Annotated in this window: 15 protein-coding genes; 12 read left to right on the forward strand and 3 right to left on the reverse strand. The window is 39.8% G+C overall.

From position 1 onward, the window contains the following. Positions 1-147 precede the first annotated feature (147 nt). Both AC1D0Y_RS15440 and AC1D0Y_RS15445 read left to right on the forward strand, forming a co-directional pair. Complete coding sequence (locus tag AC1D0Y_RS15440; protein ID WP_477707757.1) at positions 148-1353, forward strand: hypothetical protein; 1206 nt, start codon at positions 148-150, stop codon at positions 1351-1353. Positions 1354-1396: 43 nt separating this feature from the next. Continuing rightward, positions 1397-1564: a hypothetical protein gene (locus AC1D0Y_RS15445; RefSeq protein ID WP_013058248.1), complete on the forward strand. Its 168-nt coding sequence runs from the start codon at positions 1397-1399 to the stop codon at positions 1562-1564. A gap of 155 nt (positions 1565-1719) precedes the next feature. Here the strand turns inward: AC1D0Y_RS15445 and AC1D0Y_RS15450 are convergent, their stop codons facing one another. Then, on the reverse strand, positions 1720-2649 hold the full coding sequence (locus AC1D0Y_RS15450; protein ID WP_060745129.1) for a DUF3298 and DUF4163 domain-containing protein: 930 nt from the start codon (positions 2647-2649) through the stop codon (positions 1720-1722). Between the two features lie 431 nt (positions 2650-3080). Here AC1D0Y_RS15450 and AC1D0Y_RS15455 point away from each other — a divergent pair, with 431 nt between their 5' ends. The 5 genes from AC1D0Y_RS15455 (at position 3081) to AC1D0Y_RS15475 (ending at position 6758) form a co-directional block, all read left to right on the forward strand. Beyond that, the gene (locus tag AC1D0Y_RS15455) at positions 3081-3338 is read left to right on the forward strand and encodes a FeoA family protein (RefSeq protein WP_013084241.1); all 258 of its coding nucleotides are present in this window, start codon (positions 3081-3083) and stop codon (positions 3336-3338) included. Further along, positions 3331-4062, forward strand: coding sequence for a FeoB small GTPase domain-containing protein (locus tag AC1D0Y_RS15460; protein WP_477707758.1), 732 nt, complete (start codon positions 3331-3333; stop codon positions 4060-4062). The genes AC1D0Y_RS15455 and AC1D0Y_RS15460 overlap by 8 nt, the downstream gene beginning before the upstream one ends. 13 nt (positions 4063-4075) lie before the next feature. Next, complete coding sequence (locus tag AC1D0Y_RS15465; RefSeq protein ID WP_028409533.1) at positions 4076-5443, forward strand: nucleoside recognition domain-containing protein; 1368 nt, start codon at positions 4076-4078, stop codon at positions 5441-5443. A gap of 180 nt (positions 5444-5623) precedes the next feature. Further along, positions 5624-6307: a hypothetical protein gene (locus AC1D0Y_RS15470; protein ID WP_477707759.1), complete on the forward strand. Its 684-nt coding sequence runs from the start codon at positions 5624-5626 to the stop codon at positions 6305-6307. 73 nt (positions 6308-6380) lie between these two features. Continuing rightward, positions 6381-6758: a hypothetical protein gene (locus tag AC1D0Y_RS15475; RefSeq protein ID WP_028409531.1), complete on the forward strand. Its 378-nt coding sequence runs from the start codon at positions 6381-6383 to the stop codon at positions 6756-6758. Between the two features lie 45 nt (positions 6759-6803). Here the strand turns inward: AC1D0Y_RS15475 and AC1D0Y_RS15480 are convergent, their stop codons facing one another. Beyond that, positions 6804-7184 carry a FixH family protein gene (locus AC1D0Y_RS15480; RefSeq protein ID WP_060745132.1) on the reverse strand — a complete coding sequence of 127 codons (381 nt, stop codon included), beginning with the start codon at positions 7182-7184 and terminating at the stop codon, positions 6804-6806. Between the two features lie 259 nt (positions 7185-7443). Next, the gene (locus tag AC1D0Y_RS15485) at positions 7444-8550 is read right to left on the reverse strand and encodes a GntR family transcriptional regulator (protein WP_060745133.1); all 1107 of its coding nucleotides are present in this window, start codon (positions 8548-8550) and stop codon (positions 7444-7446) included. Between the two features lie 338 nt (positions 8551-8888). Here AC1D0Y_RS15485 and AC1D0Y_RS15490 point away from each other — a divergent pair, with 338 nt between their 5' ends. The 5 genes from AC1D0Y_RS15490 (at position 8889) to AC1D0Y_RS15510 (ending at position 15324) form a co-directional block, all read left to right on the forward strand. Further along, entirely contained in the window at positions 8889-10520 is a 1632-nt protein-coding gene (locus tag AC1D0Y_RS15490; protein WP_060745134.1) for a xylulokinase, read from the forward strand. Continuing rightward, positions 10514-11212, forward strand: coding sequence for an L-ribulose-5-phosphate 4-epimerase (locus AC1D0Y_RS15495; protein WP_060745135.1), 699 nt, complete (start codon positions 10514-10516; stop codon positions 11210-11212). The genes AC1D0Y_RS15490 and AC1D0Y_RS15495 overlap by 7 nt, the downstream gene beginning before the upstream one ends. A gap of 29 nt (positions 11213-11241) precedes the next feature. Further along, the gene (gene araA, locus AC1D0Y_RS15500; RefSeq protein ID WP_060745136.1) at positions 11242-12666 is read left to right on the forward strand and encodes an L-arabinose isomerase; all 1425 of its coding nucleotides are present in this window, start codon (positions 11242-11244) and stop codon (positions 12664-12666) included. A gap of 145 nt (positions 12667-12811) precedes the next feature. Continuing rightward, positions 12812-14191, forward strand: coding sequence for a sugar porter family MFS transporter (locus tag AC1D0Y_RS15505; RefSeq protein ID WP_098332661.1), 1380 nt, complete (start codon positions 12812-12814; stop codon positions 14189-14191). 257 nt (positions 14192-14448) lie between these two features. Further along, a complete protein-coding gene (locus tag AC1D0Y_RS15510) occupies positions 14449-15324 on the forward strand; it encodes a metallophosphoesterase family protein (protein WP_235593556.1) in 876 nt (291 codons plus the stop codon). Positions 15325-15730 lie beyond the last annotated feature (406 nt).

The following is a 15730-nucleotide window of genomic DNA, read 5'->3' on the forward strand; positions in this document are numbered from 1 at the left end:
AAACCAAACATTAGGAAACTTATGTTAAAATTAGGATAATAATAGTAATCTTGTTTAACTAACGAGGAGGTAAAGTTGAACAAGCCCTTTTTTTCTAAAAAAGAATATTCTCTTTCCTTAGGGAATTAACAATTGGGGATGAAAAGAATGAATCATTTTCTGAATCAAATTGCCAAGGACTTAACTAGTACGAACGTAGAAAGGTATTGGCCAAATTTTGAACTTGTTGCCTATGCATTGTACGACGAAAACAGTATATTCCTGTTCAATCATCCTAGGTATAATAACATTCCTCCTAAATCATATGAAATTTTAAAACGGGACGAGCAGTTTTTGGGAAATACGCTTATTCTATTTGATGGCTATCCTACGGCTATTGCTGATATAGAACTGTACGATGACTATGAAGGACTTTTTTCGATATTGGTTCACGAATTATTCCACGGAAATCAATATGTAAAAGGGGAAAAACGCTTTCCTGATGAAACGCTGGGAATAACCTACCCCTTAACAAAAGAGAATGTAGAAATTCGAAATCGCGAAAGGAAAAGTCTTTATAATGCATTGATAGAAACTGGTATCAGTAAAAAGAAGCAGTATTTGAACGAGTTTATCAGTCTAAGGGAAAAAAGGTCAGAAGGAATAAAAGAGCATCTAACATATGAAAATTTAATTGAATCTGTTGAAGGGCCTGCCTGGTACGTTGAACTAAAGGCTTTTTCAGAAAAATCTTCGCTCGCTAATGATTTGGTTTTAAAAAAATATGGGAAAAATCTAATAGACGTGGTTGAATCCACTTCTAATACAAGGCGGAGCTGTTATAGTTCAGGCTTATTTATGTGTTTGCTGCTAGATGAATTGTCACTTGATTGGAAGGAAAGTTTTTTTGAGACTAAAACAACACTATTTGAGTTAATTAAACTTCTTGATATTGGCCCTCGAAAACAGGCAATTGAAGAGGTTCAAATAAGCCCGGAAACAGAAGCAGCAGTAAATTTTGCGGTTGAATCAAGGAAGAAAGAATTGGATGAATTCGAAGCACAGATAGGGACCCATCTTTTCATTGAAGGAGAAATCATTGCTTTATCCTTTGATCCAATGAATATCATCCCTTTGGAAGGCAGGTTATTACATAAAAATTATATAAAAGTAAGGATAAATAACCAAGAATACCTTATTCAACAACCATCTCTTACTTATTGTGCGGATGGATTAAAAGATATAAAAAAATTACTCATCGTATTAAAGGATAAACCATTGGAAACAGATGATTCCCTTTTAATTACTGGTATCGGAGAAATAAAGGGGCGGTATACAATACAAGGAGATACGATCAATTTGGTAGTTAATTAGATGTGTTAAAAATTTAAATACATATATGAATGGAGATGCTCGTATGTCTATGGGGATACTTTCTTTAATCACTTTTGTTATCTGGTTTGTAGCCATTCAAGAGTTTTTAAAACCTGAAAAAAATCAGAGTAACCGAAAGATAATGATGTTAACATCCGCAGGCTCCTTGCTGACGTTAGTTTTGACCATTTCACTTTTTCAAACGCTATAAAAATACTTCTAAAAGCGGTTTTTCCTAGGCTATAAGAAGCGGAATAGGGCTCACCTTTCTTTTTTGCTCCGCTTATTCTGCAGAAAAAAAGAAAAAGCAGCATGTGAACTGATGGTTCGCATGCTGCTTTTTTTATGTTTTTTTATACGACGATCTTATTTATAAATGCTGGACGGAATTTTAAACGTATGAATGCCGTTAGAATACGGGCCGTACTCATACTCACCAAATATAATGGCAATTCCGCCACTTGTGTAGTAAAACTGATCTTCTTTTAAGTTTACAGACTTAAATTCATTAACCCAGAACTGAGCACCTTTTTTATTACGAGCGATCATTTCATTGCGAATATAGTTATTAACCTTATTTAACTTAGTGTTGGTGTTAATAATATCTTTTAAGCTAATTTGTCGAGCTTTTAACAAATCGTAGTTATAAGTATCAATCCAAGCGTTGCCGTGAGCGCCGCCAGCGTACGCATCATTCGTAATAGCAACACTTAAAATATTATCTTGGTTGTAAGGTACAGAGTATGTCATATTACGAGAATAAGGACCTGGCGCCCAGCCGTTTTTACGGTCTTCCTTCTCTTGTTCTTTTAGCTCGTTGTGTTCTTTTTGTGCTTCTTTCGCAATGTTTAAAAACTTTCGATTATAGCTAGCCTCAAATGGTTTATTGATAAGGCCGGATACCTGCGGATAGCTAATGTTGCTTGCTAAAGATTTCTTCGTAACCGTTACTCCTAGTGCTTGAATTTTGTCACTAGGTGCTTTTTCATACTTAATACTTGATGACTTCTGAGCATAGGTACCCTTTGATACCCCATACAGACCACCAAATTTGCTGGACTCAGAATACACGCGGAATACTTGCCCTTTTGTAACTTTTCTAGCCGCTACTAACTTATTGTTTTTAATGTTGTAAAGATTCGTGTTCTTTAAAACGGTAACGCGTCCTATTTGCCCCTTAACCAGTTCCTGATTCCCCCACACGACTTTTGCTTCTGCAACTGTTTGCGGAGCAAGCGGTGAGAATAACAAAGCCAAACCTAAAACAACTGCGCTAACTCTTTTGAACCTTTTCATAAAAGCCCCCTAAAGTGATTTTTTGAGGTTTTAAAGCTAATCAATACTTTATTTTCAAAAAAACCCATTCACTAGTATAGCATATTTTTACAGTTTTTTACTTTTGTTAATTTGTGTTTACTAAATTATTTTTCGACTTGATTCCTCTTATTAAATGATTAAATAAAATAGCGGGCGCACTTTATGTCTTCAGTAGAAATAAGAAAAAACACAGTATTTTACCCTAGACTAAAAAAGTTTCCTGTGGTAAACTTTCGGTATCATGACAAGTAAAAACTGAAAATTTTAAATAAATGATGCTGACATGTTCATTTTTCTGCACCAGCAGAATACCCTATTAAAAATCAACGAGCATATTTTTTTTACCTTAAAAGTTGGCCTGATGAAAAAAACATAACCTTAGGTAAAAAATGAGAAGGGACGAAAAATAGATGGCTAGTGTAAATAATTATCCATTGTCTACATTTACGACAGGTGAAACGGTACAGCTAGAGCGAATCGAAATCGAAGGTGCCTTGAAGCGACGCTTGTTAGATTTAGGATTTATTCCAGGAGCAATTATCAAAGTGCTTCAAAAAAGCCCGTTAGGAGATCCTGTTGCCTATCAAGTCAGTCATACAACGATTGGTCTCAGAAAAGAAGAGAGCTCAAAAATTTATGTAAAAAAAGTAGGTGACGACGATGAGTAAGTATCGTATTGCATTAGCAGGAAATCCGAACACAGGAAAAAGTACGTTATTTAATAGCTTAACCGGTCTTAAGCAGCATACGGGAAACTGGACGGGAAAAACCGTAGCCAAAGCAGAAGGGACATTTGAACATCACCAGCAGCTCTACACAATCGTTGATTTACCTGGAACGTATTCACTTTATTCAAACTCAGCGGACGAAGAAGTAGCGCGTGACTATATTTTATTTGAAAGACCTGACGTTACGGTTGTTGTGGTGGATGCAACGGCGATGGAACGAAATCTTAATTTAGCCCTGCAGGTAATGGAAATGACGGAAAACGTCGTGATTTGCGTGAACTTAATGGATGAAGCAAAGAAAAAAGGAATTGTAATTAACGAAAAAAAGATCGCTGAATCGTTAGGCGTACCGGTTGTGACTATATCAGCTCGCAATAAAAAAGGAATTACGAATTTGCTGGATGCGATTGAGCAAGTCGTGCGAGGGCAAGTAAATCTTAATCCTTACCAGGTGCAGTACACAAAAGAAATTGAAGCATCACTAAAGGAGCTAGAACCTCAAGTCGCTTCTATTGTGGGAAATCAATTTCCTCTACGCTGGATTGCTTTACGGGTTCTTGATGGAGACACGTCATTTTTAGAAACCATTCAGCAGCGTCAGCAGCAAGATATCAGTCACACAGAAAGGAGGAACAGCGCATATGGGAAATCCGTTAACTCCTGAAAACTCATTAGCCATGGAACAGCTAACGCGCTATGCCCAGCAGGCAAAAGAAAAAGATCATCGTTCCAATATGGTCGCAAGCATTTACAAGTCATCGCAGCAAATATGTAAAAAATCAGTTGTGTACGAAGACCGCTCAAAGCTTCAGCGCACAGAAAAGCTAGATAAAGTCTTTACCTCGCCAATTTGGGGCTTTCCAATTATGCTTGGCATTTTATCGGTCATCTTTTATATCACCATAGCCGGCGCAAACGTTCCTTCTGGATTAATCGCACAAGGTTTTGGCTGGGCGGAAGGGTACTTAACAGCTTTCTTTCAAGCGATGCATGCACCAGAATGGCTGCACGGAATTCTTGTACTAGGACTGTTTCGAGGTACGGGATGGGTTATTAGCGTGATGCTGCCTCCGATGGCCATCTTTTTCCCGGTGTTTGCCCTTTTAGAAAACTACGGCTACTTGCCTCGCGTCGCGTTTAATATGGATCGTTTGTTCAAACGAGCAGGCGCACACGGCAAGCAGTCACTGACGATGGCGATGGGGTTTGGATGTAACGCCGCTGCGATTATGTCAACGCGTATTATTGAATCGCCGCGTGAACGTATGATGGCGATTTTAACAAATAACTTTGTTCCGTGTAACGGCAGATGGCCTACGCTGATTTTGTTAGCTTCTTTATTTATGGCGACCGGTTTTACAGGAAGTGCTAAAACTTTCGTAACGGCTCTTGTTGTAGTGGGAACGGTGTTGTTTGGAATTGTGGTGACGCTGTTCGTATCGTGGGCACTGTCTAAAACGGCGCTGCGCGGAGTACCAACACACTATACGCTAGAGCTTCCGCCTTACCGTAAGCCGAAATTTGTTGATACGATTGTGCGCGCGACGCTGGATAAATCGCTGTTTGTGTTAAAACGCGCGATTATTGTTGCAGCACCCGCAGCGGTGTTAACGTGGGTATTGGCTAATATCTATATCGGTGACACAAGTATTTTAATGCACTTCGTTCAGTTTCTTGATCCGTTTGCCAAGACGCTGGGGCTAGACGGGTATATACTAGCTGCTTTTATTATTGGCTTGCCGGCTAATGAAATTGTTGTACCGGTTCTACTGATGGCGTATTTATCAACGGGTTCATTAATTGAAATTGAAGATGCAACAAGACTCAAACAAATTTTCCTTGATCACCACTGGACGTGGCTAACGGCTCTTAATATGATGCTGTTTTCGCTCCTGCATTTTCCATGCGGAACGACGCTTGTAAATATTTATAAAGAAACCAAAAATGTCAAGTGGACGTTTCTTGCCTTTGCGATTCCAACAGTGATTGCGATTGGGGTTACGTTTGCGGTTGCTCAAGTGGTAAAAGCGTTTAACCTTATTTAAATATGAAATAAAAGTGCAGGGCTTTGAAAAGAGCCCTGCTTTTTTTATGAGTTGTTAATTAACTAGATATTCAGTTTTATAATGTAAGATTAATTGATATTTTTTAGGATAAATGGTAATTTGTATGAGGTGTATTTGTTTTATGATACGCACACATGTAACTTCTGGGGGAGAACAACTATGGCGAAAAACAAGGCAGCAGAAACCATCTGCTGGCTGGCAATCCTTGCTCTCCTTATTCTCAGTATCGTAAATGTCGTTTATAAAGGTACAAAACAAACGCTTCTATTTACGAGAGATGAGCTGAAGTCTGGAGAAGTAAGCAAAAGCTGGGAATCATTTCGAAAAGAACAGCAGCTGTCACAGAACAATGCAAAAATAGAAAGTTTTCGTTTAACGCTAGATAGAGATCAAAACATATCTTCTATGCGGTTTACATTAATAGATCCTTCTGATCATAACTCCTATAAAATGCTGGATTACAGCTCTTGTTTTTCATGTGAAGACAAAGGAGAGGATCGGTTGACGGTTACAAGTGACAAAGTTGATGGAAAGCCTGCTCAATATGACCGATTAATGACCGCAGATGAGTTTTTTTCGAAGGTAGAGGTTCTTAATAACCAGCATTTCTTTACAACTAGTCGCTATGCGTACACGCACCTTTATTCTTCCGGTGAGTACGAGAATACGAGTTATGACGGCCCTTACTTTATTTTAGAGGGAACGGAGTTAAAACAACTACAAACCTCTCATGTTTTGGACGAAGATTATCGTAATTACGGCAGCATACAAGTGATTGGCAGCAACAGTTCAGGAAGCTATCAGACAAGCGAGGGTACGACCAAAAGCGTCATCGTCAGGTAAAAAGAAGCTGCAGTTTACACTAAGAGAGATTAGTAGGAAAAAGCGCGGATAACGTGCTAAAAGGGGACTGACTGTGGGGATATTTTCTAATAAAATAGATTCAAAAAAAGCTAATAAGTATCAAACAAGGCTATACTCTTGTTTCACCATTCTCATCGTAGTGAATGTGATTAACAGCTGGTTTCTCGATTGGCTTTGGCTTTATATCACCACAAGCAGCGTTCTTGTTATACTGGTGATATTCCTGCTCAAAACACCTAAACGTGATTTAGATGAAGAGTGGAAGCAGCTAGAAATAGAGAAAGACGAGGCTTTTGAAAACAGAGTCAATTTGATGATGATGAATGGGCGAAGTGATGTGCAGGCTATTAAATACATACGAAAAGAAAAAAATCTTGGTCTGCTTCATGCGAAGCAGTATCTTGACCGTATTAAAGAATCAAAGAAATAATAAAAGCGACCTTTGACAAGCAGAGGTCGCTTTTTGATAGGCTATTTACTTTTTCTCGCCAACCGTCACTTTTTTCGTAAACATTTTCATGTCGCCTTTTATCGTCACATGAGCAGTAATCGTATATTCGCCGTCGTCTTTGAACGTATAGTCGGTGCTGTATGCGCCGTTATCCTGATGTTTTGCATCGATCATTTCCTGGTTGATATAGCCTTCTTTTTCAACTTGAATCTGTACGGCGTCTGCATTTTCGATTTTTTTATCTCCTTGTGTAACGAGTACGTTAATAGATGTTTGTTCGTTTTCTTTAATAGTTTGCGGCACTTCAATTGTTCCTTTTACTTCCTGTGACTGCTGCTCATTTCCTTTTGAACAGCCGACCACGGCAATGACTAAAACGAGCAGCAGCATGCTAAGCTTTTTCATAAATATCTCCTTTTTTAGCGTATATCCTATTATTAAATAAATATCTCCATAAAACTTTATCACTGAAGTCACAAAATAAAATCATCCCAATGAGTGATTTTTATGAGTGTTCATGTAAAAGAATTGAACAAGTTGTTACAAAAGAATAGGGTATTAAGTTTTGGTATGAACCGGTTCATTACACAAAGAAAGAGATGCATAATAATGTGCATCCCTTTCTCTCATAAAAAGTTTTATAGACCTCTAAGGAAGCCTTCTTTTAACGAACTTCGTCGCGCTTCGCATTTAACTCTTTAATCGTTTCACCTTCAACTAACACAGGCTGATAGTAGGTTTCGTTTGGCAACTCTTTTTTGCCCTGCAGCTTTTTAATAATCCAATCCGCCGCGTCGTGTCCCATTTGTTCCTGCGGGTGGGTTAACGTTGTTAAATTAATCGTTGCATTTTTAGCGATGTACGAATTATCTTGACCAATAATTGACAAATTGTCCGGAATGGAAATGCCGAGCTGTCTGCATACATTTACGACTTCTAATCCCACTTCATCGTTATAGCAGACAAGAGCGGTCATTTCGTCTTGATTTTCAGTAAGAAACGTCTTCAAATTAGCGTACAAATCAAGCTTTGTTTCCGTGTTAAAAGACAAAATATGCTCAGGCTGAAAGCGGAGTTTTGCATCACCGAGCGCTTTTATGTAGCCTTTCATTCGGTGCTTCCCTTGCAGGTCATCCATTTTTGCGATGAGTCCAATTTGCGTATGTCCTTTTGAAATTAATTCATTTGTAGCAAGGTAGCTTGACTGAACGTCGTCTAGACAAAAAAACGGAACGTCCAATTCTTCGTAGTAGGCGTTAATCATTGTAAACGGAACGTCTTGTTCTTTGAATGATAAATAATACGAGATGTTTGGATTGTACAAATTGCTTTTTGTAGGCTCAACAATTAGACCGTCTACTCCGTAGGAAAGCATCATTTCCAACGCTTTTTTTTCTTGTTCCACATCGTTATTCGTGCTCGCCAGCAGCAGCGAATAATTATCTTTATTTAATCTGCTTTCAATTCCGCGAATAATAGAAGGGAAAATATAGTCGGAAATATACGTGGTAATTACACCGATTGTTTTGTTGACAGAAGTCCCGCTAGATTTGGATTGATACTGATTGCTTACATAGGTGCCAGATCCTTTTTCGCTTCTTAAAAATCCTTCATTCGACAGCTCTAAAATGGCTTTTCGAACCGTATGTCTGCTGACACCATACGTTTCTTGCATGACCGATTCAGTCGGGATTTGTTCGCCCATGCTGTAATCGCCTGAAAGAATTTTGCTTTTTATATCCTCAATAATCACCTGATATTTTGGCTTCATGTTTTCACTTCTTTCGTAGTTGTATACATTCAACTTTTTTTATGCGTAAAATTTGTATGGACATATTTTATCATGAACATGAATAAATGAAAAGATTTCCTTGGTTTTTAATCGAAAGGGAAATGATTTAAGGATTGGATACCGACTTTTTAAAAGTTTAAGAAGGGAAGAGTAGGGTGTTTTGAATATTTGTGTGCATATATAATTTTTATATTGACAAATGTACGTACAAATAAATATACTTAGGTTGTTAACAAATTCAAACAGCGTTACATAAAACGGAAAGCGCTTCCTTACTGCTATAGGTATATTTATAGCTATCAGAAAGGAGAATAAACGTGAAAACAACTCAAGAAAGCATCAAACAAGCAATTGCTAAAGGGAAAACGTCCCTTGGAATTGAACTTGGATCTACTCGTATTAAAGCGGTGCTGATTAATGAAAACTTTGAAACGATCGCATCGGGCAGTTATGAATGGGAAAATCTCTTAGAAGACGGTTTTTGGACGTACAACTTACTCGATATTATTACAGGTCTGCAAAGTGCTTACCGTGAAATGAAGCAAGAAGTGGAACGAAGCTACGGAATCACCATTCGAACAGTTGGCTCCATCGGCGTTTCAGCTATGATGCACGGATATATGGCGTTTGATAAAACGGGTGAGCTGCTTGTTCCGTTTCGAACGTGGCGTAATGCAACAACAAGCGCAGCAGCAAAAGAATTAACTGAACATTTCCAATTTAATATCCCTGAACGATGGAGCATTGCGCATCTCTATCAGGCAATCATCAATCAAGAAAAACATCTGCCGCGCATTGATTACATGACAACGCTAGCCGGCTATATTCACTGGCTGCTGACTGGAAGTAAGTCGCTTGGCATTGGAGATGCCTCGGGGATGTTTCCGGTTGATGAACGCACGCAAAATTACAGTGAAAATATGATGAAGCAGTTTGATGATCTCATTTCTCATAAAGGGTATCCGTGGCAACTATCAGATATTCTGCCTGCAGTCTATACTTCAGGCGAGCAAGCAGGTATATTAACAGCCATTGGGGCTAGTATTTTAGATCAATCAAAAAATTTGCAGCCGGGCATTCCGTTTTGTCCTCCAGAAGGAGATGCGGGAACGGGAATGGTGGCGACAAACAGCGTAAGAAAGCGCACGGGAAATGTTTCGGTAGGAACGTCCGTTTTTGCGATGATTGTCCTAGACAAAAAGCTTGCAAACGTTTATCCAGAAATTGATTTAGTTACGACGCCAAGCGGCAGTCCAGTTGCCATGGTTCATGCGAATAACTGCTCAAGCGACTTAAACGCCTGGCTCGGATTGTTTCGTGAATTTTCGGAAGCGATGGGGCAAAAAATAGAGTCGGATAAATTATTTCAAGTGATGTTAAATAAAGCGCTAGAAGCTGATCCTGATGGAGGGGGCTTGCTTAGCTACGGTTATTTCTCAGGTGAAAATATTACCGGAGTAGAAAGTGGACGTCCGCTATTTGTCCGTTCAGCAAAAAGTAATTTTAATCTAGCAAACTTTATGCGTACACATCTTTTTACAGCTTTTGGTGCTTTAAAAATAGGAATGGATCTTTTAGTCAAAGAAGAAAACGTAAAGATTCATAGTATTTTAGCGCACGGAGGGTTATTTAAAACGCCGGTAGTTGGTCAAAAAATGATGGCAGCGGCAATTAATACCCCGGTTTCCGTTATGGACACAGCAGGAGAAGGCGGCGCGTGGGGAATGGCTATTCTTTCTTCTTACATGCTCAATAAAAGTGAGAATGAAAGTTTAGAAGATTTCTTGGATGATAAAGTTTTTAAAGAAGTGACCGCACAGGAAATCTACCCTGACGAACTCGATGTAAAAGGGTTTGAAGCATTTATTAAAAGATATAAAAAAGGGCTAGTCATTGAAAAAACAGCTGCCGAGCATCACAGCGAAGAACGGGAGGAGTTACTGTGCTAGATAAATTAAAAGAAGAAGTATTTCAAGCAAACCTCGATTTGCCAAAACACGGACTGGTCAAGTACACGTGGGGAAATGTAAGTGCAGTTGACCGAGACAGCGGTTTGTTTGTGATTAAACCAAGCGGCGTGACGTATGAAAAAATGGCAGCCAAAGATATGGTAGTCGTAGACCTAGATGGCCGCGTGGTAGAAGGTGAGCTTAATCCGTCCTCTGATACACTGACGCACGCCGTACTATATAAACACTATTCCGAAATTGGCGGTATTGCTCATACGCATTCAACGTGGGCGACCATTTGGGCTCAAGCAGGACTTGATGTACAGGCAATGGGAACGACTCATGCTGATACCTTCTATGGTTCCGTACCGTGCGCGCGCTTTTTGACAGAAAAAGAAGTGAATGACGGATATGAAGTGGAAACGGGCAAGGTGATTATCGAAACATTTGAAAAGCGCGGCTTAGATGTATTAGCGGTTCCTGGTATTTTACTTCAAGGGCACGGGCCGTTTACGTGGGGAAAAGATGCCAAAACGGCGGTAATGAACAGCGTCGTATTAGACGAAGTATCCAAAATGAACTTCTTTACACAAAAATTAAACGGGCTGGCTGAAGAGCTGCCGCAGCGTATATTAGACAAACATTACTTACGAAAACACGGACAAAACGCGTATTACGGGCAAGGACAATAAAAGACTTACATACAGAAAAGGGGATTATCATGTTAAAAACAGCTCAAAAAGAATTTTGGTTTATTGTTGGTTCACAGCATCTTTACGGAAAAGAAGCGCTAGCAGAAGTAAAGGCACACGCGCAAAGCATGACTGATGCTTTAAATGAAAGCGGTGTCTTGCCTTATCCGATTGTTCTGCAAGATTTAGCTGTGAATGCTGACACGATTACAAAGATGATGAAAGAAGTGAATTACCGAGATGAAGTTGCCGGCGTAATCACGTGGATGCATACGTTCTCGCCTGCAAAAATGTGGATTCGCGGCACCAAGCTACTGCAAAAACCGCTGCTTCATTTGGCAACACAATTTAACGAAAGCATTCCTTGGGAAACGATTGATATGGACTTTATGAACTTGAATCAGTCCGCTCACGGTGATCGTGAATACGGCTTTATCAACGCGCGTTTGAACAAGCAAAATAAGATCGTAGTAGGCTACTGGGAGCGCCCCGAAGTACAGCAGCAAATTGCACAGTGGATGGACGTAGCCGCTGCTTATAACGAAAGCTTCAACATTAAAGTTGCGCGTTTCGGTGACAATATGCGCAACGTCGGCGTAACGGAAGGAGACAAAATTGAAGCACAAATTCAATTCGGCTGGACGGTTGACTACTTTGGAATCGGCGACCTTGTTCAATATGTAAATGCCGTTACGGAAGAAGAAATCAATGATTTATTTGCTGAATATGCAGACGCGTATGAATTTGTCTACGGTGATTATTCTGCAGAAGACTGGGAATCTAGCGTAAAAGTACAGGCAAGCTATGAAATTGCGATTAAACGTTTTCTAGATGAAGGCGGCTACAGCGCTTTTACGACTAACTTTGAAGATCTATACGGCATGAAGCAGCTTCCTGGTCTAGCGGTACAGCGCTTGATGGCACAGGGATACGGCTTTGCTGGTGAAGGAGACTGGAAAACAGCGGCGCTTGACCGCTTGCTTAAAGTGATGAGCCATAATCAGTCAACGGGCTTTATGGAAGACTACACGTATGAATTGGCTCCCGGACGCGAGTCTGTGCTTCAATCACACATGCTTGAAGTAGACCCGACGCTAGCGGTAAACAAGCCAAAACTAATCGTTTCTCCGCTAGGTATCGGTAACCGCGAAGATCCGGCCCGCTTAGTGTTTGATGGTAAACAAGGAGAAGGCGTAGTGGTTTCCATGGCTGACTTCGGTACGCATTACAAGCTGTTAATTAACGAAGTATCGGCATTTGAGCCAGAAGTTCCAGCTCCCAATCTTCCGGTAGCGCGCGTGCTTTGGAACATTAAGCCGAACTTCCAAGACGGCGTTAAAGCGTGGATTGAAAACGGAGGAGGCCATCATACGGTTCTTTCACTAAATTTAACGACGGATCAAATCGTCAGCTATGCAAAGCTTGTGGATCTAGAGTACGTCATTATTAAGTAAGCATTCACATTTCCGAGGGAGCGCTGCTTCCTTGGAAATGAAAATATAGCCTCAGTAAAAGAACGCTGTTTTTAAGAATAAATGAAAGCGTTTTAAATAAGTGTGATAGAAAGCAAAACTAAGACAATACAAAGGGGATATAATCATGAGTAAAGTATCAAGTAAGTTTATCTTCTTCTTCGGCTCATTTGCCGGTATTTTATTCGGTTATGATATTGGGATTATTGCTGGTGCAGAAGGTCATATCCGTGAAGCGTTTCATTTGAGTCCGCTCTGGCTGGGAATTGTGGTTTCATCGCTAATGGGAGGAGCAATTATCGGTTCCATTTTAAGCGGATTGTTAGGGGATAAGTTTGGACGAAGAAAGTTAATTTTAATTTCGTCTATCATCTTTCTTTTAGGCTCCATCGGTTCAGCGATTGCACCAGAGGAAATTACGTTAACGATTGCGCGCGTCTTTTTAGGTACAGCAGTAGGAACGGCTTCTTCGTTAGTTCCTGCCTATATGTCAGAAATCGCACCTGCTCATATTCGCGGGAAGCTTTCAGGTTTAAATCAGCTAATGATTGTAATTGGATTATTATTAAGCTATATCGTAGCCTTTATTTTTGAGCCGGTTCCAAACAGCTGGCGATTAATGCTCGGCAGCGCCGGTATTTTCGCAATTGTATTATGCATCGGTATGATCAAGCTTCCAGAGTCGCCTCGCTACTTAATTAAAAATGGAATGCCAGATAAAGCGCGTGAAGTGCTGCGTACGCTTCGCCGCTCAACAGCTGAAGTGGAAGCTGAAGTGTCTGAAATTGAAAGCGTAGCTGTTCATGAACAATCAGGCATTAAACAGCTGTTTCATAAAAAGTTTCGTCTAGCTTTAATTATCGGCGTCGGAATGGCAACTTTTCAGCAGATTCAAGGCTCCAACTCAATTGTTTATTATGCAACAAGCATTGCTCGTCAAGTTGGTTTAGCGCCGCAGGTAGCTGCTGGTTTTACGGTTATCGTTGGGGTAATCTTTGTCGTGACAACACTTATTTTTCTGCAGTTTGTTGATAGATTCAACCGCCGTACCATTCTTACGATTGGCGGCGCGGGTATGGCTCTTTCCTTTTTCACACCAGCTATTCTAGGAGCGTTAGGGGTTAATGAAGTCGTTGTTAACTGGGTTACGTTAATTGCTCTTTGCTGCTTTATCCTTTGCTATGCGTTTTCTTGGGCGCCGCTTACGTGGATCATTGTAGGAGAAATTTTCCCGCTTTCTGTACGCGGAATCGGTGCTGGGATTTCATCTGCTTTTAACTGGACTGGATCGCTGGCAGTAGGGCTTGTGTTCCCAATTTTAGCTGATCAGTTTAGTTTGGGCGTTATCTTTTCAACGTTCGGGATCATTTGTATTCTCGGTTTATTCTTCATACGTTTTGTAGTGGTTGAAACAAAAGGACGCAGCCTAGAGCAAATTGAAACAGACATGGCAGCTCGTTCTGGAAGAAGCTCTGTACCTCCAGTTGAGCGTAATAAATATGTTTAATTGTCGTAAATGTTTTAAAAAAAGAACCCTTTGCTATCCCAGCAAGGGGTTCTTTTTTAGATTTGTAGGATTCTAGCTTTTATGTGGTCCTATCAGTGCTTAACAAAATAAAAGGATAGATAGGCTATGGAAACTAATTTAAATGTGCGTTCTGCTTACAAGAGGGTAGTGACCTTCATCAACAAATTCTCATATAAATAAGTAAGCTTGTTTACTTTTAACTAACTTTATTTATTAATAGGGGGATTAACTAGTTGATGAATTTGACGCTTCATGAACGTTCTGAAAAGTTATTAAAGCAAAGAATTAAACAATTAAATCCGAGAGATCCATTTAACTTTATTTTTATGGGAGACAGCAGAGGTGACGGACCAAACGATGATTGTTTCACGATGAGCGGTGAATTTGAGCTTGTGTTAAAAAAGGCGGTGGAATTGAACCCGCTGTTCATTATTCATGGGGGAGACACCGTCTATACAGGTAAAAAAGAGTATTTGGAGCATTTTGTTAAGGTTGTTGAAAAAATCGCACCAAACATTCCTATGTTTGTATGCGTAGGGAATCATGATGAACTGTACCTTGATGAAAGCAATCTTGAAAACTTCAGAGCCACTATCGGAAAAGTACACTGGGTCATTGATATTCCTGTCTTCAACTTCCGGTGCATCGCATTAAATAATGTCATCAGTCCCAAGAATAAAATATATGGATTTACAGATAGAGAGCTGAATTATTTAGAGCAGCAGCTGGAGGATGCTCCTCGTAACACCGTTGTAGCGATGCATGCGCAGCCAAATATTGGCCGGTGGACAAACCTTGAAGGGTTTCCTGTAACGACTCCTCAAAGTCAAGAATTTTTTGATTTAATTCAAGAACACCGCGTGAAAAAAGTGTTAGTCAGCCACGTGCATGCGTATGACGAGCAGTTTATTAGAAAAAACAGAAACGGGTCGTTTACGCTTGGAAGAGGCACTGATTTTGTATTGTCAGGAGGCGCGGGTGCTCCCCTTGATTTTGAGCCGCCTTTAATTTTAAATAATTATAATTTTACGCAGTTTTTTGTAAGCAGGTACGACATTTTAGGACCTCTTCTTTGGAAGGATTTTGGACGACCTCGAAGAAATTGTTTGTGAAAACAAGAAAATAGAAAGCTAGGTTCAAAAAAAGAGGCTGGGACAAAAGGATTTTAGACGAAGTGAAAAAAGGACCATTGATCAAGATGTTTGATTAGTGGTTTGTTTTTTTTGTTAAGGTAAGCGTAGGTTTCATGTGTATAGGTCTTTCTAGCAGGTGATTGGAGGACAAGACGAAGGCTCCCGAGGAAAGTGAAGTCTTGTACGGAAATCAACTGCGGTGTCACAAGCGATTCAGCTCATGTATCCCATTTGCCTTTAGATTGAATTCATTTTGTTATGTCTCAACCTCTTTTGGGAAAATGTGCATAACTCTTAACGAAACCTTGTAGCAGAAGGCTCAGTCAAACGTTATAATAGATAATGAATGATGATATATTCTCTATATTTGTCATATATTTGTATT

The organism is Priestia sp. P1_B12_1, from assembly GCF_056406695.1.

Bases quoted from the DNA above. Each gene is read 5' to 3' on its own strand.
- AC1D0Y_RS15505 (WP_098332661.1), top strand. From the start codon at position 12,812: ATGAGTAAAGTATCAAGTAAGTTTATCTTCTTCTTCGGCTCATTTGCC.
- AC1D0Y_RS15450 (WP_060745129.1), bottom strand. From the start codon at position 2,649: ATGAAAAGGTTCAAAAGAGTTAGCGCAGTTGTTTTAGGTTTGGCTTTG.
- AC1D0Y_RS15445 (WP_013058248.1), top strand. From the start codon at position 1,397: ATGTCTATGGGGATACTTTCTTTAATCACTTTTGTTATCTGGTTTGTA.
- AC1D0Y_RS15480 (WP_060745132.1), bottom strand. From the start codon at position 7,184: ATGAAAAAGCTTAGCATGCTGCTGCTCGTTTTAGTCATTGCCGTGGTC.
- AC1D0Y_RS15470 (WP_477707759.1), top strand. From the start codon at position 5,624: ATGGCGAAAAACAAGGCAGCAGAAACCATCTGCTGGCTGGCAATCCTT.
- AC1D0Y_RS15510 (WP_235593556.1), top strand. From the start codon at position 14,449: ATGAATTTGACGCTTCATGAACGTTCTGAAAAGTTATTAAAGCAAAGA.
- AC1D0Y_RS15460 (WP_477707758.1), top strand. From the start codon at position 3,331: ATGAGTAAGTATCGTATTGCATTAGCAGGAAATCCGAACACAGGAAAA.
- AC1D0Y_RS15455 (WP_013084241.1), top strand. From the start codon at position 3,081: ATGGCTAGTGTAAATAATTATCCATTGTCTACATTTACGACAGGTGAA.
- AC1D0Y_RS15485 (WP_060745133.1), bottom strand. From the start codon at position 8,550: ATGAAGCCAAAATATCAGGTGATTATTGAGGATATAAAAAGCAAAATT.
- AC1D0Y_RS15440 (WP_477707757.1), top strand. From the start codon at position 148: ATGAATCATTTTCTGAATCAAATTGCCAAGGACTTAACTAGTACGAAC.
- AC1D0Y_RS15465 (WP_028409533.1), top strand. From the start codon at position 4,076: ATGGAACAGCTAACGCGCTATGCCCAGCAGGCAAAAGAAAAAGATCAT.
- araA (WP_060745136.1), top strand. From the start codon at position 11,242: ATGTTAAAAACAGCTCAAAAAGAATTTTGGTTTATTGTTGGTTCACAG.